The organism is Rothia sp. HMSC069D01 (assembly GCF_001810135.1).
Taxonomy (GTDB): Bacteria; Actinomycetota; Actinomycetes; order Actinomycetales; family Micrococcaceae; genus Rothia.
The window spans coordinates 82,487-100,593 of record NZ_KV800082.1; the positions used below are offsets into that span (position 1 = coordinate 82,487).

Annotated in this window: 18 protein-coding genes; 8 read left to right on the top strand and 10 right to left on the bottom strand. The window is 59.7% G+C overall.

What is annotated here, in order from left to right:
* Positions 1-94: 94 nt before the first annotated feature.
* Positions 95-412, top strand: a complete 318-nt coding sequence (locus HMPREF2710_RS01775) for an acylphosphatase (protein ID WP_005509193.1) — start codon at positions 95-97, stop codon at positions 410-412.
* Positions 413-448: 36 nt separating this feature from the next.
* Here HMPREF2710_RS01775 and HMPREF2710_RS01780 read toward each other — a convergent pair whose 3' ends face one another.
* Positions 449-1,081, bottom strand: coding sequence for a GNAT family N-acetyltransferase (locus tag HMPREF2710_RS01780; protein ID WP_005507261.1), 633 nt, complete (start codon positions 1,079-1,081; stop codon positions 449-451).
* A 226-nt stretch (positions 1,082-1,307) separates the two neighbouring features.
* On the opposite strand from HMPREF2710_RS01780, the gene HMPREF2710_RS01785 reads away from it, so the two are divergent.
* The 3 genes from HMPREF2710_RS01785 to HMPREF2710_RS01795 all read left to right on the top strand — a co-directional run bounded on the left by HMPREF2710_RS01785 (position 1,308) and on the right by HMPREF2710_RS01795 (position 3,010).
* The gene (locus HMPREF2710_RS01785; RefSeq protein WP_049358875.1) at positions 1,308-1,889 is read left to right on the top strand and encodes a peroxiredoxin; all 582 of its coding nucleotides are present in this window, start codon (positions 1,308-1,310) and stop codon (positions 1,887-1,889) included.
* Positions 1,890-1,892: 3 nt separating this feature from the next.
* Positions 1,893-2,423: an alkylhydroperoxidase, AhpD family gene (locus HMPREF2710_RS01790; protein WP_049340203.1), complete on the top strand. Its 531-nt coding sequence runs from the start codon at positions 1,893-1,895 to the stop codon at positions 2,421-2,423.
* 161 nt (positions 2,424-2,584) lie between these two features.
* Positions 2,585-3,010 carry a GNAT family N-acetyltransferase gene (locus tag HMPREF2710_RS01795; protein ID WP_246823840.1) on the top strand — a complete coding sequence of 142 codons (426 nt, stop codon included), beginning with the start codon at positions 2,585-2,587 and terminating at the stop codon, positions 3,008-3,010.
* Positions 3,011-3,160: 150 nt separating this feature from the next.
* Here HMPREF2710_RS01795 and HMPREF2710_RS01800 read toward each other — a convergent pair whose 3' ends face one another.
* Positions 3,161-3,805, bottom strand: a complete 645-nt coding sequence (locus HMPREF2710_RS01800; RefSeq protein ID WP_070599202.1) for an L-alanine-DL-glutamate epimerase — start codon at positions 3,803-3,805, stop codon at positions 3,161-3,163.
* A 418-nt stretch (positions 3,806-4,223) separates the two neighbouring features.
* Between HMPREF2710_RS01800 and HMPREF2710_RS01805 the strand changes: the two genes are divergently transcribed.
* Positions 4,224-5,015 carry a trimeric intracellular cation channel family protein gene (locus HMPREF2710_RS01805; RefSeq protein WP_049357874.1) on the top strand — a complete coding sequence of 264 codons (792 nt, stop codon included), beginning with the start codon at positions 4,224-4,226 and terminating at the stop codon, positions 5,013-5,015.
* Between the two features lie 100 nt (positions 5,016-5,115).
* Here HMPREF2710_RS01805 and HMPREF2710_RS01810 read toward each other — a convergent pair whose 3' ends face one another.
* From HMPREF2710_RS01810 to HMPREF2710_RS01835, 6 genes are all read right to left on the bottom strand, one after another.
* Complete coding sequence (locus HMPREF2710_RS01810) at positions 5,116-5,865, bottom strand: amino acid ABC transporter ATP-binding protein (RefSeq protein WP_070599204.1); 750 nt, start codon at positions 5,863-5,865, stop codon at positions 5,116-5,118.
* Positions 5,858-6,532, bottom strand: coding sequence for an amino acid ABC transporter permease (locus HMPREF2710_RS01815; protein ID WP_070505784.1), 675 nt, complete (start codon positions 6,530-6,532; stop codon positions 5,858-5,860). The genes HMPREF2710_RS01810 and HMPREF2710_RS01815 overlap by 8 nt, the downstream gene beginning before the upstream one ends.
* A 28-nt stretch (positions 6,533-6,560) precedes the next feature.
* Positions 6,561-7,379 (bottom strand): transporter substrate-binding domain-containing protein, encoded by an 819-nt coding sequence (locus HMPREF2710_RS01820; RefSeq protein ID WP_049357881.1) that lies wholly within the window; start codon positions 7,377-7,379, stop codon positions 6,561-6,563.
* A gap of 460 nt (positions 7,380-7,839) precedes the next feature.
* Complete coding sequence (locus HMPREF2710_RS01825; RefSeq protein WP_070599207.1) at positions 7,840-8,844, bottom strand: Abi family protein; 1,005 nt, start codon at positions 8,842-8,844, stop codon at positions 7,840-7,842.
* 298 nt (positions 8,845-9,142) lie between these two features.
* Complete coding sequence (locus HMPREF2710_RS01830; RefSeq protein ID WP_005509183.1) at positions 9,143-9,649, bottom strand: CoA-binding protein; 507 nt, start codon at positions 9,647-9,649, stop codon at positions 9,143-9,145.
* Positions 9,649-11,109 (bottom strand): O-acetylhomoserine aminocarboxypropyltransferase/cysteine synthase family protein, encoded by a 1,461-nt coding sequence (locus HMPREF2710_RS01835; protein ID WP_070599209.1) that lies wholly within the window; start codon positions 11,107-11,109, stop codon positions 9,649-9,651. The genes HMPREF2710_RS01830 and HMPREF2710_RS01835 overlap by 1 nt, the downstream gene beginning before the upstream one ends.
* 364 nt (positions 11,110-11,473) lie before the next feature.
* On the opposite strand from HMPREF2710_RS01835, the gene HMPREF2710_RS01840 reads away from it, so the two are divergent.
* Complete coding sequence (locus HMPREF2710_RS01840) at positions 11,474-13,075, top strand: ATP-binding protein (protein WP_070541730.1); 1,602 nt, start codon at positions 11,474-11,476, stop codon at positions 13,073-13,075.
* Between the two features lie 93 nt (positions 13,076-13,168).
* Here HMPREF2710_RS01840 and HMPREF2710_RS01845 read toward each other — a convergent pair whose 3' ends face one another.
* Both HMPREF2710_RS01845 and HMPREF2710_RS01850 read right to left on the bottom strand, forming a co-directional pair.
* Positions 13,169-14,068, bottom strand: coding sequence for a YwqG family protein (locus HMPREF2710_RS01845; protein ID WP_070505778.1), 900 nt, complete (start codon positions 14,066-14,068; stop codon positions 13,169-13,171).
* Positions 14,069-14,334: 266 nt separating this feature from the next.
* Entirely contained in the window at positions 14,335-15,357 is a 1,023-nt protein-coding gene (locus HMPREF2710_RS01850) for an ABC transporter substrate-binding protein (RefSeq protein WP_070599263.1), read from the bottom strand.
* Between the two features lie 123 nt (positions 15,358-15,480).
* Here HMPREF2710_RS01850 and HMPREF2710_RS01855 point away from each other — a divergent pair, with 123 nt between their 5' ends.
* The gene (locus tag HMPREF2710_RS01855) at positions 15,481-16,752 is read left to right on the top strand and encodes a FecCD family ABC transporter permease (protein WP_012904282.1); all 1,272 of its coding nucleotides are present in this window, start codon (positions 15,481-15,483) and stop codon (positions 16,750-16,752) included.
* A gap of 25 nt (positions 16,753-16,777) precedes the next feature.
* Positions 16,778-17,830 (top strand): FecCD family ABC transporter permease, encoded by a 1,053-nt coding sequence (locus HMPREF2710_RS01860; protein ID WP_070599210.1) that lies wholly within the window; start codon positions 16,778-16,780, stop codon positions 17,828-17,830.
* The last annotated feature ends 277 nt before the right edge of the window (positions 17,831-18,107 follow it).

The window sequence follows — 18,107 nt, forward strand, 5'->3', positions numbered from 1 at the left end:
CACTAGACTGAAGCTATAGAAACTGACAGGGCGCCGCCAATGCTGGCGCGCCCCCCATCAGACCACCCTCAACGAGACGACCACGGGAGGACCCATGGGTTTCTTTGATTTCTTCACCGACCGCACCCCGGCAGAACCCGCCGAAATCCGCCTCGTCGCTTTCGTCAGCGGCAAAGTGCAGGGTGTCGGTTTCCGTTGGTGGTGCGCCGGAACCGCCAAGCCCATGGGCCTAACCGGCTACGCCGAGAACCTCGACGACGGGCGCGTGAAGGTCGTTGCGGAAGGTACTGCCGCCTCCTGCGCACGCCTGGTGGATGTGCTGCGCGGTGACGACACCGCCGGGCGCGTGGATGAGGTTCTCGTCGAGTGGGAGGAGCCGAACGGCTCGTTCCGCGGCTTCGGCATCAGGTAGCGCGGACTAAAGTAGCGCGGTTTAGCTAGCCCAGAGCTAGTCAGACCAGAGCGCCGCGAACTGGGCGCGGGTCATATCGGCGCGGCGCACCCGATGCTGCACCGGGTGGCCGTTCTCGTCGGGGCGGCCGGAGCTCGGGTCAATATCGTCGTAGATGCCGGTGAAACCCGCCTTAACCGCCACCCGTTCCGAGGGCTCGTTACCCGCCAGGGCGGTCCAGCGCACACTCTCAAGACCCAAGCCAAGCGGGTCGAAAGCGTAGCCGAGGACGGCACGCAGCGCCTCGGTCATGTAGCCCTTGCCGCGCACTTTCGGGGCGGCATAATAGCCCAGTTCGGCGCGGGTTCCGGGGCTTTCGGGGGTGCCCTCGGGCAGGCGCAGTTCAATGGTCCCGGCAAACACGCCGGAGGCGTCAATCGCCCAGCGTTGAATCTGCCCGGCGGCAATCTGGCGGGCGGTGGTGAGCAGGTAGTCTTCGGCGTCGGCGCGCGTGTAGTTCAACGGGAGGCGGGTGTAGCGGAGGGTTTCTTCGTCGCGGCAGGATTCCACGATGTCGGGGATGTCCGCCTCGCACAGGTGGCGGAGGGTGAGGCGCTCGGTAATGAGTTCGGGCTGGTTGGGCTCTACGTGTTCGCTGTGCTCAGAAAAGTCGCTGTGTTCGGGGGTCATGGTTCGAGCTTAAACCCTCGGGTTTGTGCGTCGGAAAAGCTTTTGTGAACATCCCAGAATATTCAGTGACGCAAATCACGACTTAATACTCGCATTTTCACCCGTCATCACTTGATTATTATGAATTATTCATAATAGAATAGTCATCGAGCCCGCCCATTGGGCACCACTTAGAACAAGCGCCGCGCAACGAATCAGCGCGGCACGAAATAGAAAGAAGAACACCATGGCAGTTCTGACCATCGGCGACCAGTTCCCCGCATACGAGCTCACCGGCGTTGTCCCCGGTAAGCTGGCTGACATCGAAGCAACCAAGCCCGAAGACTACTTCACCACCGTCTCCTCCGAGGGTCTGGACGAAGGCACCTGGCGCGTCGTCTTCTTCTGGCCGAAGGACTTCACCTTCGTTTGCCCCACCGAGATTGCAGCATTCGGCAAGCTCGCTGACGAGTTCGAGGCGCGCGACACCCAGGTAGTCGGTGTTTCCGTTGACAACGAGTACACCCACTACGCATGGCGCCGCTCCCACGAAGAGCTCCTGGACCTGCCCATCGTCATGGCATCCGACCTCAAGCGTGAGCTGGTCAGCGCACTGGGCATCCTGAACAAGGAAGGCGTTGCAGACCGCGCAACCTTCATCATCGACCCCCACAACACCATCCAGTCGGTCTCCATTACCGCTGACTCCGTCGGCCGTAACACCGACGAGGTGCTCCGCCAGCTGGACGCACTGCAGTCCGACGAGCTGTGCGCATGCAACTGGCAGAAGGGTGCAGCAACCATCGACGCATTCAAGGAGATGAAGTAATCCATGAGCATCGATAACCTGCGTTCCGCTCTGCCTTCCTACGCGAAGGACATGAACCTCAACCTGTCCTCCCTGCCCCGCATCACCTCCCTGACCGAGCAGCAGCTCTGGGGCGCAATCCTCGCAACCGCAGCAGCAACCAAGGTTGACTCTGTTGTTGTTGAGATTGCTGCAGAGGCTAAGGAGCACCTGAGCGACACCGCTTACGAGGCTGCTCTGGGTGCTGCGACCATCATGGGCATGAACAACATCTTCTACCGCACCCGTGGCTTCCTGCACGGTGCATACGATGACCAGCGTGCAAACCTGCGCATGCAGATTATCGGTAAGAACGGCGGCATTGAGAAGATGGACTTCGAAATGTTCGCGCTGGCAGTGTCCGCAGTCAACGGCTGCTCCCACTGCGTTGAGGCTCACGAGCACACCGTGCGTGAAGAGGGCGCAACCAAGGAGCAGGTCAACGACCTGATCCGTATTGCTGCAACCCTCGGTGGCGTGGCACAGGGCATTCAGCTGGCTGAGGCACTGGGCTAAACCCGCTAAGCGTTAGAGCACACACAGAAGCGGCGCATCCTTCCCTTCACGGGTCGGATGCGCCGCTTTTATGTGCGCGTCAAGCCCCGCAACGTGTTGGGCGGCAGTTTCCTAACTCCTCCGATTTGGCGCTATACAATGCCTGTATGCGGTACTGTATTTTGGGCTCCACCAGCCCCCTTCCCAGCGTGGAAGAACTCACTGAGCTTTACGATTCTGTCGGCTGGAGCGCCTATACCAAAACGCCCGAACGCCTCCTCCCGATGCTGGAAGGCTCACGCTATCTCTACACCGCACGAGAGACAACGCCTGAAGGAACGGGACGGCTCATCGGGCTAGTACGCGCCGTCGGAGACGGTCAATCTATCGCCTACATTCAGGACCTTCTGGTACATCCGCACGCCCAGCGTCAGGGCATTGGTTCTGCGCTTCTAAAGCGTGCCATTGATGACTTTGACCGAGAAGACATCCGACAGCGACTCATTACCACCGACGTTGCTAGTGAACACGCCATTGCGCTCTACAAACGCTACGGTTACGCCCCCGTAGAGGCGGCAGGATGCATCACCCTTGCATACTATCGATAAGGCAATATCGCATGCGGCTTGATACGGATTGACTCGTTCAAGCTGGCTGAGACGCTGGGCTAAACCCACTAAGCGTCAGAGCTTACACAGAAGCGGCACATCCTTCCCTTTTCGGGTCGGATGCGCCGCTTTGTTGTACCTGCTTTTGTTTCAGCTGGTCGCCGAGCCAGTGCGCAGGGCGGTATCCCAGCTACTCGCCAGGCGCGTCGCCGCGGCAACCAGAGACGCCAGGTCCTCGGCGTACACCGGGGTCGAGCGCACGCCCGCGCACCAGTCAATTGTGCCCAAACCCAGCCAGGGCTTACCCGGAAAGAACTCGCGGCGTAGCGCCACGCGGCGCTTACCCAGGGCGCGGCGACCGGGCACGTACCCGCCGCGGCTGATGAACAGCGCCTCGCGGCCCTCGGACTCCACTAGAGCCTCCAGTGCCCTCAACGCGGGAACCCAGCTCGGCTCCCCCACGCTCGCCAGGTCGGCCGACTCGGGGTATTCACTCTTGTGCTCGGCCACGCTCACGCCCAGGATGTACTGGTAACGCACTTGCCCGAGCTCCTGCGGCAGGCCGCGGTCGGCGGTCTGAATCGTGCCGCACAGGTGGCGGGCGACCGGCTTACCCTCGACAGTCACGCCGGCCAGGGGCTCGCCGTCCCGGTAGATTGCGGGGCCGTCCAGGTAGAGCCCCACCGCGCCGGTACCCGTGATGTTGGGGCGCACCGACCAGCCGGGAAGCGCCTCCTCCAGACGGGGTACAATCCCCTGCAGGACCCCGAAAACTTCGCCGCGAGATACCGCCACAGCGGCTCCTTTCACCTTACGCAGATTTCGTCTAGTCCCAGCTTAGCGAGCGTTCCGGCTACGCGATGGCAACCACACCATGAGCGCCGACAGCGCCGTGCCAGCAATGGCACACCATGTGGCGCCAAGCGCAAAAACAATCCTGACAGCATTGGGGGTGGAGATTCACTCATTCTACGCCCATCTTTTAGCACGTCCACAGGCTTCTTAGTTCCGTCTCAGAGCTCGTCATGAGCACCTTTCAAATAGGAGTAGGAGCGGCGGCGGGTCTACAATAAATCGGTGCCAATTCAGGTACGCGCACAGGCAAACAGAGCCGGATGCGGTGATAACGTCGTCACCCGACCCCCCCCCCGTTGCGCGCGCCTCCCCCTACCGGCACCCGTAGCACACGCATCACGTACGCAGGAGAACGCCCATGCACGAGCTCTTTGACCCAGATCAGGTATTCCGCATCGTCGACATTGCCGCCGTTGTTGCTAACGGCCTGCTCGGCGGTGCTGTGGCGCGCGCCTTCCGATTCGACATCGTGGGCTTCCTGCTGCTCGCGGTCGCCTGCGGCATGGGTGGTGGTATGATCCGTGACATCCTGCTGAACTCTGGTCTGCCCGTGGCGCTCACCGACGGCGGCTACTGGGTGGGTGCTATCGGCTCCTCGATTCTGGCGTACAGTATCGATTTGAGTGCCCGCTGGGCGACCCGAACCATGCTCATCATTGACTTCATCGGTATGGGCGCGTGGGCGGCAACCGGCACCATTAAGTCCCTGAACCTGGGTCTGCACTGGCTGCCCGCTATCGCGCTGGGTGTGACCACCGCGGTCGGTGGCGGCGTTATTCGTGACATCATGGTCAACCGTATTCCGGCAATCTTTGGTGGTAACTCTCTGTACGCTACTGTGGCGTTTGTGGGTGCCGCTGAGACCGCCCTCGTGACCGGCCTATTCCACCGCCCGAACCTGGCGATGGGTCTGTCCATTCTGCTGTGTTTGGTGCTGGGTGTGCTCGCCCATATGAAGAATTGGCAGCTGCCGACCACTCCGGCTGAGCTTCGTGTGCCTCGCCCGCGCCTCTTCAATTTTGGTAAGCAGGAGGACCGCACCGTTGCTAATGAGGGCTGGTCGCCCGGTGAGCCGCTCACTGAGCAGCTTGAGGTTATTAACGCTGAGCAGCTGGAGGAGTACCGCCGCTCTAAGGGGCTTTCGGAATAAAAGCCAATATATGCTGAATATAGAATATGGGCTGGTTTCCGCTGGTTAGATGCTTATCTGACGGGCAGAAACCAGCCCATATTTACTATGTACAGTACAACTAAATCGTGTACTCAGTGCTGTCGTACACGGTCAGGAACTTGCGGATACGCTCATCGTCCGAGGCGAAGAAGCCATTCGGCTCACCGTTATAGCGCAGGGTACCGTTCTCCAGGAACACGATGCGGTCCGCGACCTTCTTCGCAAACGCCATATTGTGCGTCACGATGACCAGAGAGCGGCCCTCCTTCGCCAGCTGCATGAGCACGCGAATCACCTCGGCCTCAAGCTCGGGGTCCAGGGCGCTCGTCGGCTCGTCGAAGAGCAGGTATGCCGGTTCCAGCGCCAGGGCGCGGGCAATCGCCACGCGCTGCTGCTGACCACCAGAGAGGGCGTCCGGGTAGGAATCTACCTTGTCGGCGAGGCCCACCTTCGCCAGCAGCTCGCGGGCACGCTCCTGCGCCTGCTGAGTATTCAGGGTGCCGTTGAGGGTCGGGGCGAGCGCCACGTTCTTCAACGCCGTGTAGTTCGGGAACAGGTTGAACTGCTGGAACACCATCGCCGAGCGGGAACGAATATCACGCACCTGCGCGTCGGTGAGCTTCTGACTGTAATCCACCTGCGCGTCATCAATGGTGAGCGTGCCGGACTGCGGGGTTTCCAGCAGGTTCAGGCAGCGCAGCAGAGTGGACTTACCGCTACCGGACGGGCCCAGAATCACCGTGGTCTCACCGTCGGGGATGTCCAGGCTGATGTTCTTGAGCACCTGCGTCTCACCGAAGCTCTTCGACAGGGAATCAACGCTAAGCATTGTTGCTCCTCACGTAACGGTTGCTGTACTTCTCCAGCGCCGACTGCGCGGCGGTCAGCAGAGTGAAAATCACCAGGTAAATAATGGCGACTTCGGAGTACATTGCCAGCGGCTCGAAGGTACGCGACGCGATCTGCTTACCGGTCTGGAACAGGTCAACCATCGAAATAACCGACACCAGCGAAGTGCCCTTAATCAGGTCAATAAAGTTGTTGCCCAGGTTCGGCAGCGCGATGCGCACCGCCTGCGGAATCACCACGTGGCGCAGGGTCTGCATGCGGGTGAAGTTCAGGGTTGCCGCCGCCTCAAACTGGCCACGGGGAATAGCCGCCACCGCGGAGCGGAAGGTTTCCGCCACGTACGCGCCGGTGTGCAGGCTCATCGTGATGATCGCGGCACTCCATACGTCCAGTGCGATACCGACCTTCGGCAGGCCGTAGAAGACGATGAACAGCTGAACCAGCAGCGGGGTGCCACGGAAAACCCAAATGTACACCCACGCCAGCCAGTTCACCGGCGCAAAGCGGCTCGTGCGCGCGCCGGCGGAGATGATGCCCACCAGCAGTGCCACCGCGAAAGAAATCAGCGACAGCGGAATAGTCACTGCCAGGGTCGAGCCCAGCAGCTGAGGCAGGGACTCAGCCCAAAGATTCAGGTAGCGTTCCATGCGCGGAACTCAGCTCCTTATGAGAGTGTTAGTTCTTCGGGGAGAGGTCTTCGCCCACGTACTTCTCGTAAATCGCCTTGATGTCACCGTTCTGCAGGTGCTTCTTCAGCGACTCGTCGATAGCGTTACGCAGGGCGTCCTGGCCCTTAGCCATCAGGATGGAGGAGTTGCTTCCGGTGCCCAGGTCACCGGAGAGCAGGCGCAGGTTAGCGTTCGGGTGCTCCTTGAGGTACTCAGCGAAGGACACGGAGTCGTTCGCGGTCATCTCTGCACGGCCCGAGAGGACCTGTTCGATAGCCTCATCGAAACCGGAAACAACCACAATCGAGGCGCCCTTCGCCTCCACCATCTTGCGGAAGTTCGAGGTCTCAGACTGCGCCGAGGAGTGACCGGAAATCTCGCTTACGTTCTGCAGGGAAGAATCCTTCTTCACGGCAATCTTCGGCTCGGAGTACAGGTAGGGTACGGAGAAGTCGTACTTCTGCTTACGCTCATCGGTTGCAGAAACGTTGTTGATGACGATGTCGTAGCGGTCAGCGTCCACGCCAGCAATCAGCGAATCCCAGGGGGTCTCGATGAACTCGGCGGTCACGCCCAGGTCCTTAGCGATCAGGTCGGCGATTTCCTTCTCGAAGCCGACCAGGGTGCCGTTCGAGTCGTGGAAGGAGAAGGGGCGGTAGGTGCCCTCCAGGCCCACACGAATCTTGCCGGCAGACTTGATAGCCTCCAGCTTGTTGGTGCTGGATGCGGTGCTGCTGCCGTTGGAGCCGCACGCTGCGAGCAGTGCAGCCAGGCCGGTGAATGCGGAGCCTGCGAGGACGGTACGGCGGTTAATCATTGCGGACATAGTGTTCTTCTTTCGTGTGGTGGTTGATGCTCTTGTAGTTGCGGGTTGTCACCCTGCGGTAACCCGGGGGCATCGTGCGGTGTGCCCCTCTCTGCGGGTGCAACGCTGGCTATCCTACAGTTATTCCAGACCCGAGAGAATTCAACGTAATATTCCGTCACAATCTGTGAGAGAGGAAAACCCGGCGGTCGGTACGCGTGTGTGCTGTGTACCGGCCGCCGGGCTCCACACTAGGATACCGGCTTAGCACCCCAGAACATAGGGGTCAGGTTTACCTTAAAGCTGAACTGCTCTCGACAAGGGGCGATGCTACGCCCTCAATCTCGCCCACAACGCGCCGAATGCTCCACCGGGCACAGATTAGGGGCGCCCCGGGAATCACCCCGGGTACGCCCCCTCTCTTAGTCCAATGAGAACGCCAGCGTCATAATGCGAGGTGCCTGCGGGACTGTCGCTGTTTTCAGAAGATTTTCTGCGAACCTACGCCAATGTAGTAGCTCTCATTCTGCTTCACTAAAGCTTTTATCGCTTTCCAGGCCTCCCTCTGACGACAGGTGTTTCCCTGCAAAAGAGCAACATTGGCGAAGCTGACCAACATACCTTTCGGGTCCGCTTCGCGGAGGTCCTTAGCAAAAATTTTAGGCTTTGCAGAGGTATCAGTCGTTGGCATCATCCAGAGGCGAGAACCATGAGCTACACGGTTTCTCAGAGTGGTCAGAGACTTAAGACGGCCCTCAAAGTGCTTATGGTTCACCCCCATATACCCTGCGGTCTTTTTGTAGAGCAGCAACTTTTCAGAACCTCCAGACTCAGTGGAGGTTTCTGAAGCATAACTTTGGACCACTGCGTGGGAGAGAAGTCCCAAAGAAAACGAATCAACAATAGACCACAGGGGAAGCTCTTTTTGCATCATCTCTCGAAGCGCCTCAACATCTTCCCAGTCTTCCAAGCTTTCAGAGGGATTTTTAGAGGAACTTTTAGCGCAAGATTTCCACCACTCCTCAATACGCTCACGAACATACGGTTCACGGTATCGCAGGATATGCCGCATCATATCTTTGATAAGCGCATCTACTGGCCTGTCCTGATTTATGCAGACATATACATCCGGGTTGAGGTACTCATGGGGACTACGATAAGTACAGAATGCTTCCACCCATGCAGCTCGAATCGCCTGTTCGCTCTGCCTCATGTATCCGTACAGGAGGGAAGAGACCTCCACATCCATACGCACAATATCTAAAATATCTGAGATGTCTGGCTTCTCAGGCAGAAATCCCTCGCTCTTGTATTTGTTGTAATTACGAAAGTATCCCAGAAGGTAGTGGAAATTAGAGCATGCAAGCATGTCTCGGTCATCATCGCTCAGGGTCGTTCCCTGAGGAAAATACCTCTTAGCAACAAGGTATTCCTTCTGGTCCTCTATTGAAGGCAGAAATACGCACGATTCCTTGGGCAAAACCACTGCTCTCCTTACTCGGTTCGCCGTAGAACCGAACATAAAAAAGGACCCCCTCGAGATGCGCTTGAATCAGAGGCGGAGGGGGGACTGTTAGTACAACCATAACATTGAAGCTACACGCTCTCAAGGAATCTGGGCGTTTTCCCTGGTTATCTTCTGGTTGCTTATATCGCTACATCGTCCTTAATGAAGGAGGGGCGCACCCGGGAATCGCCCCGGGTACGCCCCTCCATTCAAACGCTGACAAGCGCCTGATTTTTGTAATTACAAGCTACGGTAGCCGCGGCTTATACAGCACAACTTACTTCGACAGCACCTGACGCTTCGAAGAAATCACGCCCGTGTTGAAACCGGCCAAGTGCAGGCCACCGTGGAAACGCGCGTGCTCTATCTTCACGCACTTATCCATCACCACGTTCAGGCCGGCGGCCTCACCGATTGCGGCAGCCTCCTCACTCCAGGAGCCCAGCTGCATCCAGACGGTCTTCGCGCCCAGATCCACAGCCTCCTGAACCACGCCCGGCAGGTCCTCATTACGGCGGAAAATCTCCACCAGATCCGGGACCTCCGGCAGGTCCTGCAGCGACGGGTACACCGGCTGACCCAGCACAAGCTTGCCCTTCGCCGCCAGAATCGGGTTCACAAAATACAGCTTGTACGGCGACGCCGACTGCAGGTACGTTGCCACAAAGTACGAGGCACGCGAAATCTTATCGCTCATACCCACAATCGCGATCGTGCGGGTATTACGCAGAATGTTCAGACGCTCAGGGGCGGAAGGACCCACCCAGGTACGCTTCTCAGTCATTACTTCTCCTCCTGAGTGGTAGTAGGCAGGGAGCAGGATGCGCCAGCAGCAGCCTCAGCGGCGGCAGCGTCCTCGGCGGCCTTAGCGGCGGCAACCGCCTCCTCAGCCTCCACAATCTTGTCTGCACTGGACTCGCCCACACGCTCACCGGCGTGGTTCAGGCCAGTCGCGTAAGTCAGCGCCTGGTCCAGGTCCCAAATGATGTCTTCGACGTCTTCCAGACCCACCGAGATACGGATCAGGTCCTCACCCACGCCGGCAGCCTCAAGCTGCTCACGCGACAGCTGCTGGTGCGTGGTCGAACCCGGGTGCAGCACGAGAGTGCGGGAGTCACCAATGTTTGCCAGGTGGCTTGCCAGCTGCAGGGCGCCAATGAACTCGCCACCGACCAGACGGCCGGACGCCTTCTCGGTGCCCTTCACACCGAAGGAGAACACGGAACCGACACCCAGCGGCAGAAGCTTCTTCGCACGCTCGTGGTGCGGGTGGTCTTCCAGGCCGGCGTAGTTCACGTAGGCGATACGCTGATCCTCAACCAGCCAGGCAACAACCTGCTTAGCGTTCGCCAGGTGCGCGTCCATGCGCTGCGGCAAGGTCTCAACGCCCTGCAGCAGGTTGAACGCGGACTGCGGGCTCAGCGACGGACCGAAGTCACGCAGCTGCTCAGAACGCAGCTTAGTCAGGAAACCGAACTCACCGAAGTTACCCCACCAGGACACGCCGTTGTAGGAGGGAACCGGCTCGGTCATGGACGGGAAGTTGCCGTTACCCCAGTTGAAACGACCGGACTCGACGACGATACCGCCGAGGGTGGTGCCGTGACCGCCCAGGAACTTGGTGACCGAGTGAATGACGATGTCCGCGCCGTGCTCGATGGGGCGGATCAGGTAGGGGGTGGACAGGGTTGCGTCCACGACCAGGGGGATACCCGCCTCGTGTGCGACCTCTGCGAGGCCTTCCAGGTCGGCAACCTCACCGGAGGGGTTCGCCACGATCTCGGTGTAGATTGCCTTGGTGTTCTCGGTCAGTGCCGCCTTGTAGTCGGCGGGGTCGGTGCCGGGCACGAAGGTGGTTTCAATGCCGAAGCGGCGCAGGGATACGTCCAGCTGGGTGACGGTGCCGCCGTACAGCTGCGAAGAAGCCACAATGTGGTCGCCCTGCTGGCACAGAGCCGCGAAGGTGATGAACTCGGCAGCCATGCCGGAGGCGGTCGCTACCGCGCCGATGCCGCCTTCGAGGGAGGCGATGCGCTCCTCCAGCGCGGCGACGGTGGGGTTGGACAGGCGCGAGTAGATGTTGCCGTACTTCTGCAGGGAGAAGAGGTTCGCGGCGTCGTCAGCGTCTTTGAAGACGAAGGAGGTGGTCTGGTAGATGGGGACCGCGCGGGCACCGTGCTCGGCGTCGGGGGTGCCGCCCGCGTGTAGTGCGCGGGTGCGGAAGCCGAAAGTGTGTTCAGCCATTGGTTTGCTCCTGTGTATCTGCCCGCCTGTGTGCGGGGAGTCGATAGTGGCTCGACTTTATACTGTGCCACCGGCGGCGGGGCGCACCAAGTGCGGGTACCTATATGTCGTTTATTGCGGATTATGACGGGGTATCATATCAGCCGTCATAACAACTTCTGTTATGACGGCTGATATGATGCGCGATTAATGAGACTGATAAAAATACCCGGTTTTAGCCTGCAATTCCGGGGTTTTTAAGATCCTAAGAATGGTGAGAATACCGCATCATAACAACATCATCGCAGGATCATAACAACATCATCGCAGAAATTGTTATGATGCTGTTATGACGTTCACCAAGAAGTAGCCATCGGGAGCATGCATGGAAACAAACACCGCCGAACTCATCGATAACCTACGCCGTAGCCAGGCTGAAAACGGACAGGTAGAAGTCAAAGCTGCAGCTGGCGGGTTCCCCAAGTCTGTTCTTGAAACCGTTAGCGCTTTCGCTAATGGAGACGGTGGCACCATTCTTCTCGGCCTCACCGACCCGGCAGAAGGTCTACAGCCGGTTGAAGGTTTCAACGCACAGGCAGTCCATGATGCATCCGTTGAGGCAATCCGTTCCAAGATTACGCCTCGACCTCCGGCAGATATTCACATTGAGGCGGTAGAGGGCCAGCACCGTATCGTGCGCATCGATGTACTCCCTGGCGACCCGACGCAGAAGCCCTACTACATCGAAGCACACGGCATGTATAACGGCTCCTATCAGCGTGTTGGTGAGGCGGATATTCGCCTCACCAAGTACGAGATTGACCGCCTCCTAGAGAACCGCAGTCAGCCCCGCTACGACGAGGAGCTGGTCAGCGAGGCAAGCTTCAAGGACCTCTCCCCCACCCTTGTGAGTGCCTATGTCGCTCGCCTGCGCGAGGAGCAGCCTCGTGTTTTTGCGGCGCTTTCTGACCGTGAGGTTCTTCTGCAGGCACGCATTCTACGCATCGATTCTGAGGGCCGAGAAGTACCCACTCTTGGAGCGCTTCTCGCCATGGGCTCATACCCGCAGGCGTTCTTCCCGCAGCTGATGATGAGCGTTGTTGTTCTTCCCGGTGAAGAGCTTGGTGAGGTTACTGAGGACGGTCGACGCTTCCTGGACAATCACAGCTGTACCGGCCCTATCCCCTCCATGTTGGATGAAGCTATGGGCGTTTTAGTTCGCAATATGCGCAAAACGTCCACGATGGAGGGCCTCAACAGCAGCGGTATCGGGCGGGTTGAGCGCTACGAGTATCCGCTGGAGGCTATCCGCGAGCTCCTGGTCAACGCCCTCATGCACCGCGACTACTCGCCGGGTGCGCGCGGCTCGCAGGTGCAGGTTGAGCTCTACACCAACCGCCTGGTGGTGCGTAGCCCGGGCGGTATCTACGGTGCTGTGACTATCCGAGATTTCGGTCAGCCCGGTGTTTCTTCAACCCGCAACAGCTACTTGGCAAGCATTCTGACTGATCTGCCCGATCCGGGTACGGGGCGTTTGATTGCAGAGAATAGGGCTTCCGGTATTCCCACGGTTCTGCGCGCGCTGAAGGAGGCGGGTCTGCCCGCTCCCCAGTTTGCTGACCGTCTACTCTATGTGCAGGTCACTCTGATGCAGCCCCCGCAGGGTGCGTCTTCTACGGAACAGAAGACCGCGCCTGAGGATAAGACTCAGCAAGCAACCCATTCCACGGGCAAACATTCAGCCGACGCCGTCGAACCGGCGGGGGCCGATGCGTCGCTTGACGGCCTCAGCGAACGCCAGGCTGGTATTGTGCGTGGCCTGCGTGCACAGGGCGAGGCTGTTTCCACGACATATATCCAAGAGCATTGGGGTCGGGGTGCTTCACGTACCTCCATCACGAATGATCTGCGCCGTCTTGTGGAGGCGAAGCTGATTGTTCCTACGGCTCCGCCGCGTAGTAAGAACCGTAAGTATCGCGCTGCTTAGACGTACCCGATAAAAGGTACACAAAAAGGGGAGGGAAATAGAGCGGTTATTCTCTATTTCCCTCCCCATTCGACTATTCAGCCAAAACCACGTTTAGCCGCAGGCCCACTCAAAGACGACCTGCGAGAAGTCGCGGGCGGCAAGCGCCTCCGGAGTAATCAGCCAGTTCGCCGCACCGGCATCACCCCACATCACGTACACGCCCTCCTCGGCGTCCTCACCCCACTCCGATTCGATGGTCAGCAGGTTCACCGTGTGGCCGCGCAGCTCCTCAAACTCGTCGCGCGGGTCATTCTGCACGAACGAGGGGTAGCCGCCGATATGCGAGTAATCCCTCTCCTCCGATTCGAAGGGCTCCAGCAGGTTATAGGAGGCGTCATCGCGTGCGTTCGGTTCCTCGGGCAGCTTCTGGTCCGGGTACATCTCGTCCCAGGCGTCAGCGAACCGGTCGTAGATTTCGTAGCCGCCATCCAGGAAGCCCTGCTCCCAGGTCTCGAAGGCGAGCGCGTACTCGACAACCTCCTCGGCGGTGCCCTTACCGTCACGTCCGAAGGGCCAACCGTAGTCATCCCAGTTCACGGTCGGGTACGGCGCATCCGGGTTCGGCTCGCCCAGCGTCTCGTAGTAGATAACGCGGTGGTTCTTCTGCGAGAGCGGGTTCTCGTAGTCGTAACCCCACATGCACTCTTCGTCGTTCGGGTCGATCCAGAACTGCAGCATGCCGGTCGCCGGGTAGATGTCGTTTTCGGGCAGGTCGGCGCAGTTAATCTGCGCAATCATGCCCAGCGGCTCACCCTTCTCATTAGTCGGTGCAGACTCGCCTGCGGGCAGGTACGGTCGGCCACCAAACTTGGATGCGGTCTGCGGCAGCGGCGCGTCCGGGCTGCTGACCTTCAGGCGAATCGCCTGCTTACGCGCGCCACGCTCGTTGAGCGCGTCGATGACGCGGCGTGCCTGCGCCAGGGTCTCTTCGGAGGGGTTATTCATCGGCATGATGTGCTCGTTTCGTCGGTGAATTAATCGGTGTGAAAGGTTCGGTGTGAAGGCGCGAGGCAACGGTACCGCGGCGCCTTCTACCCCCATTAGACCCTATTTCGGGCAGGCGCGCACCGGTTTCGGTCACGAGTGCATCCGGCAGGCAGAAACGCTGGTGCAGAGCGTGCAGAAAGCCCCGCCTCCTCACCCTCACGCGCAGGACGTGAAAGATACAGATGCGGGGCTTCCAGCGAAAACGAATCTCTACACGAGACGAGAAAGGCTTAGAGCGCCTTCTCAATGGTCTCCAGAACACCGAGCGCAGCAGCCGGGCCAGCGTTCAGGAAGAACATGTCGGGATCCACGCTGTGTGCGTGCTTCTCGGTGACAGCCTTGAGGGTGCTCCACAGGGCTTCCTTGGTCAGCTTGGACTCGTCGCCACCCTGCACGCCGTAGAACAGGTAGTCGCCGTCAGCCTGGTCGAGCTGCTCGGAGCTCAAGTCGATGGAGGTCTTCGCAACCTGCGCAGCTGCGGGACGTGCCAGGGACGCATCCGCGCAGATGGAGCCCACGAACGAGGACTTCGCGAAGATGCGGGTGCGGTCAGCGGAAGTGTACAGGAAGGAGAAGGTCTTCTCGCTGCCAGCCTTCTGACCGACCGACTTCGCCTTGGTGTTGTACTCCTCCATGAGCTTCTCAGCCTTCTCGGTGGTGCCCAGCGCGGCGGCAATCAGCAGGAAGTCCTGCTTCCAGTTGATGCCGGTGCCCTCGGTGACCACGGTCGGCGCGATCTTGGCGAGGGACTCGTACAGCTCGTCCTTCTTGTTGGTGTTGTTGATGAGGATCAGGTCGGGCTTGAGGTTTGCGATGGCCTCAACGTCCGGGTCGGTGCGCTTGCCGACCTTGGCAATCTTGTCGAGCTCTGCGGACTTATTGGAGAACTTGGTCTTCAGGTAGGTGGGGACCAGGTCGGCGTCGCCTGCGGTTGCCGCGCCGACCGGCACGACGCCCAGGGAGAGCACACCGTCGAGCTGACCGGTGGAGAGAATCACGACCTTGGAGGGTGCGGATTTGATGGTGGTTTCACCGCGGAAGTGCTTGACGGTGCGGGGGAATTCGCCGTCAACGGTGGTGGTGCCCATGCCGGAGGGCAGGGCGGAGGGTGCCACCTTCTTACCGGTCGCAGAAGCAGACGCGGAGGAGGAAGAGCCGGAAGTGTTGGAGGAGCCGCATGCCGCCAGGGCGAGGGCGCCGAAAGAACCGAGTGCGAGTGCGCCGAAGGAGCGGCGGGTGATCTTGTTCGTCATATTTGCCATATTATTAGGATAACCTCATATATGCATATGCGATACTTAATACTTATCTATTGATACGTTAAGCATCCTCCGTCCGCACGGAAGCACACCGCTCCCCCACCACCTCCAAAGCCTATGACACCACAGACCTCCCCCTCTTCCGGACCCGCCGTTAGCGCTGCTTCCCTGGCGAAAATTCGTGCCCTCTCCGCTTCTTCGGACGCCGTATCTGGCGCCTCCTCTGGCGGTCAGGGTGGCAAGTCTATCTCGCGTCTGGCGGTTGCGCTCATTATCGGCGGCGTTCTGCTAGTGCTGCTTTGCGCCCTGTCGTTTACGGTGGGTTCGCGCCTGTTCACCCTGGACCGCTCGATTGACGGTTTCCTCCACCCGGAGGCGAACACCATCGAGTCGAAGCTGATTTGGGCGAAGCGTGCCCCGCGTACCGCCGCGGCGTTGCTGGTGGGTGCCGCGTTGGCGGTGTCGGGTGTGCTCATGCAGGCGTTGAGCCGTAACCCGCTGGCTGAGCCGGGTCTGCTGGGTGTGAACTCGGGTGCTGCCGCCTCCGTGGTGGTCGGTGTGGGCGTTTTTGGGGTGTCGTCCCCGTTCGTTCAGCTCTGGCTGGCGCTGGCCGGTTCGGGTCTGGCGGCGGCGCTGGTGTTCGTCATGGGCCTGGTGGATTCTAAACCGAACCTGGATTCGACGGCGCGTCTGGTGCTGACGGGTGTGGCGGTGAATGCCTGCCTGGGCACGATTACCGGCATTATCACGATGTTTAATTCGAAGGCTTTTGATTCGCACCGTTTCTGGGTGGTGGGTTCGCTGGAGAACCGCACCTTTGAGCAGGTGCTGTCTGCGCTGCCCTTTGTTGCGTTGGGTTTGGTGCTGTCGTTCATGCTGATCGGTCCTCTGCGTGCCCTGGCACTCGGTGAGGATGCGGCAGCCGGCTTGGGCGTGCCGGTGACGATGGTGCGTGGCGCGACGATTATTGCGATTATGGCGCTGTGCGGTGCAGCGACTGCGGTTGCGGGCCCGATTGGTTTTGTGGGTCTGGTCGTGCCGCATGTGGTGCGTCTGCTGGTGGGTTCCGATATTGCGCGCGTGCTGCCGCTGTCGCTGGTGTACGGCCCGGTGTTGGTACTTGCCTCCGATATTCTGGGTCGCGTTCTGGTGATGCCGAGTGAGCTTGAGGTGGGTATTGTGACCGCCTTTATTGGTGCCCCGGTGCTGATGGTTCTGGTGCTGCGTTTGAGCACCGGTGCGCGCGGTGCGAAGAAGGGCCGCATGGGTTCGAAGGCGCAGGCGCACGATGAGTCGGGTCCGGCTCACGTGTCGGAGCACGGTCCGCATCGTGCTCAGCGCCCTGTTGCGCGTGGTTCGTCTGGTTCGACTGGCGTATCTGGTTTGTAGGCCCCGGTTTCTGAGAGGTTTTATTGTGAGCGTTGTGTCTCGTTCTGTAGCCGGGTCTGCTGTTGCCGGGTCTGTGCGTATCCCTGGGCGTTACCGCACCCCTATTCCGCGTACCCTGCTGGTGGTGGCGGTGCTTGTGGTGGCGGCGGTCGCCTCCCTGGTGTTTGGTAGTTATCAGATGAGCCCTGATCAGGTGTTTCGCCTGATTTTTCAGGGTGAGGGCACGGAGATTGAGCGTCAGCTGGTGTTGAATCAGCGTCTGCCGCGTATGCTTGCCGCAGTGGTGGTGGGTGCGGCTTTGGGCTTGTCGGGCGCTATTTTTCAGTCAGTTTCGCGTAATGCTCTGGGTTCGCCGGATATTATCGGTTTCACGGTGGGTTCGGCGACCGGTGCCCTGTCTGTGGTGCTGATTGGGTCGTTGAGTTCTACCGGCGTGGGTATGGGCCTGGGCGCTATTATTGGCGGTTTTGCGACGGCGGCTGTGGTGATGCTTCTGGCGGGTGTGCGCGGTGGTGCAACGATGGGTCAGAAAATGGTGCTGATTGGTATTGCGGTGAGTGCGATGCTCAGTTCCGTGAATGATTACCTGATTACGCGCGGTGATTTGGAGAAGGCGGAGGCGGCGAAGACCTGGCAACACGGTTCGCTAAATGCCCTGTCGTGGAACCAGATGTCGGTGCAGGCGGTGCTGCTGCTGGTGGCGATTCCGCTGGTGCTGATGCTGACGCATCGCCTGCGCGTCTTGGAGCTCGGCGACGATTTGGCGGCAGGTTTGGGTTTGCCGGTGAAGAGGACCGTAAACATGCTGGTGGCGGCTGCCGTGCTCCTGGTGGCTGTGGCGATTTCTGTTGCCGGCCCGATTGGTTTCTTGGCGCTGGTTGCCCCGCAGATTGCGCGCCGCCTGTGGAACACTCCGGGTATGGCGATGTGGCATTCGGCGCTGTTGGGTTCGGTGATTTTGGTGCTGGCTGATTTTGTGTCGGCTCGTGCGTTGGCGCCGTTCCAGATTCCGGTGGGCCTGGTGACGGGCGCGTTGGGTGGCGTGTATATGCTGTGGTTGCTGTACCGTCAGCGCTAGTTGCGCCGTCTATTCCGTATGAGTGACCGGGTGTTCCCGACTGTGGGGGCACCCGGTTTTCTCTATTTCGCTAGGTTTCATGAGCGGTTTCACTGGGTTTCACGGGTGGTTTCAGAATTTTTCAGAATTTTCTCAGTTTTACCCCGGGGTAGATTAAAAACTGCTTATCGTGTCAGGGGTCGCTCATAGAGTGTAGGTGTTGGAAGGGACGATCCTTCCAACCGGGCACACCGTCTCCTGCGGTGTTGCCGCTAGGTTGATTCAGCATCTACGGAAG

Excerpts from the sequence above, each read along its gene's own strand:
- HMPREF2710_RS01775 (WP_005509193.1), top strand. The coding sequence starts at position 95 with ATGGGTTTCTTTGATTTCTTCACCGACCGCACCCCGGCAGAACCCGCC.
- HMPREF2710_RS01780 (WP_005507261.1), bottom strand. The coding sequence starts at position 1,081 with ATGACCCCCGAACACAGCGACTTTTCTGAGCACAGCGAACACGTAGAG.
- HMPREF2710_RS01785 (WP_049358875.1), top strand. The coding sequence starts at position 1,308 with ATGGCAGTTCTGACCATCGGCGACCAGTTCCCCGCATACGAGCTCACC.
- HMPREF2710_RS01790 (WP_049340203.1), top strand. The coding sequence starts at position 1,893 with ATGAGCATCGATAACCTGCGTTCCGCTCTGCCTTCCTACGCGAAGGAC.
- HMPREF2710_RS01805 (WP_049357874.1), top strand. The coding sequence starts at position 4,224 with ATGCACGAGCTCTTTGACCCAGATCAGGTATTCCGCATCGTCGACATT.
- HMPREF2710_RS01810 (WP_070599204.1), bottom strand. The coding sequence starts at position 5,865 with ATGCTTAGCGTTGATTCCCTGTCGAAGAGCTTCGGTGAGACGCAGGTG.
- HMPREF2710_RS01815 (WP_070505784.1), bottom strand. The coding sequence starts at position 6,532 with ATGGAACGCTACCTGAATCTTTGGGCTGAGTCCCTGCCTCAGCTGCTG.
- HMPREF2710_RS01820 (WP_049357881.1), bottom strand. The coding sequence starts at position 7,379 with ATGTCCGCAATGATTAACCGCCGTACCGTCCTCGCAGGCTCCGCATTC.
- HMPREF2710_RS01830 (WP_005509183.1), bottom strand. The coding sequence starts at position 9,649 with ATGACTGAGAAGCGTACCTGGGTGGGTCCTTCCGCCCCTGAGCGTCTG.
- HMPREF2710_RS01835 (WP_070599209.1), bottom strand. The coding sequence starts at position 11,109 with ATGGCTGAACACACTTTCGGCTTCCGCACCCGCGCACTACACGCGGGC.
- HMPREF2710_RS01840 (WP_070541730.1), top strand. The coding sequence starts at position 11,474 with ATGGAAACAAACACCGCCGAACTCATCGATAACCTACGCCGTAGCCAG.
- HMPREF2710_RS01845 (WP_070505778.1), bottom strand. The coding sequence starts at position 14,068 with ATGCCGATGAATAACCCCTCCGAAGAGACCCTGGCGCAGGCACGCCGC.
- HMPREF2710_RS01850 (WP_070599263.1), bottom strand. The coding sequence starts at position 15,357 with ATGACGAACAAGATCACCCGCCGCTCCTTCGGCGCACTCGCACTCGGT.
- HMPREF2710_RS01855 (WP_012904282.1), top strand. The coding sequence starts at position 15,481 with ATGACACCACAGACCTCCCCCTCTTCCGGACCCGCCGTTAGCGCTGCT.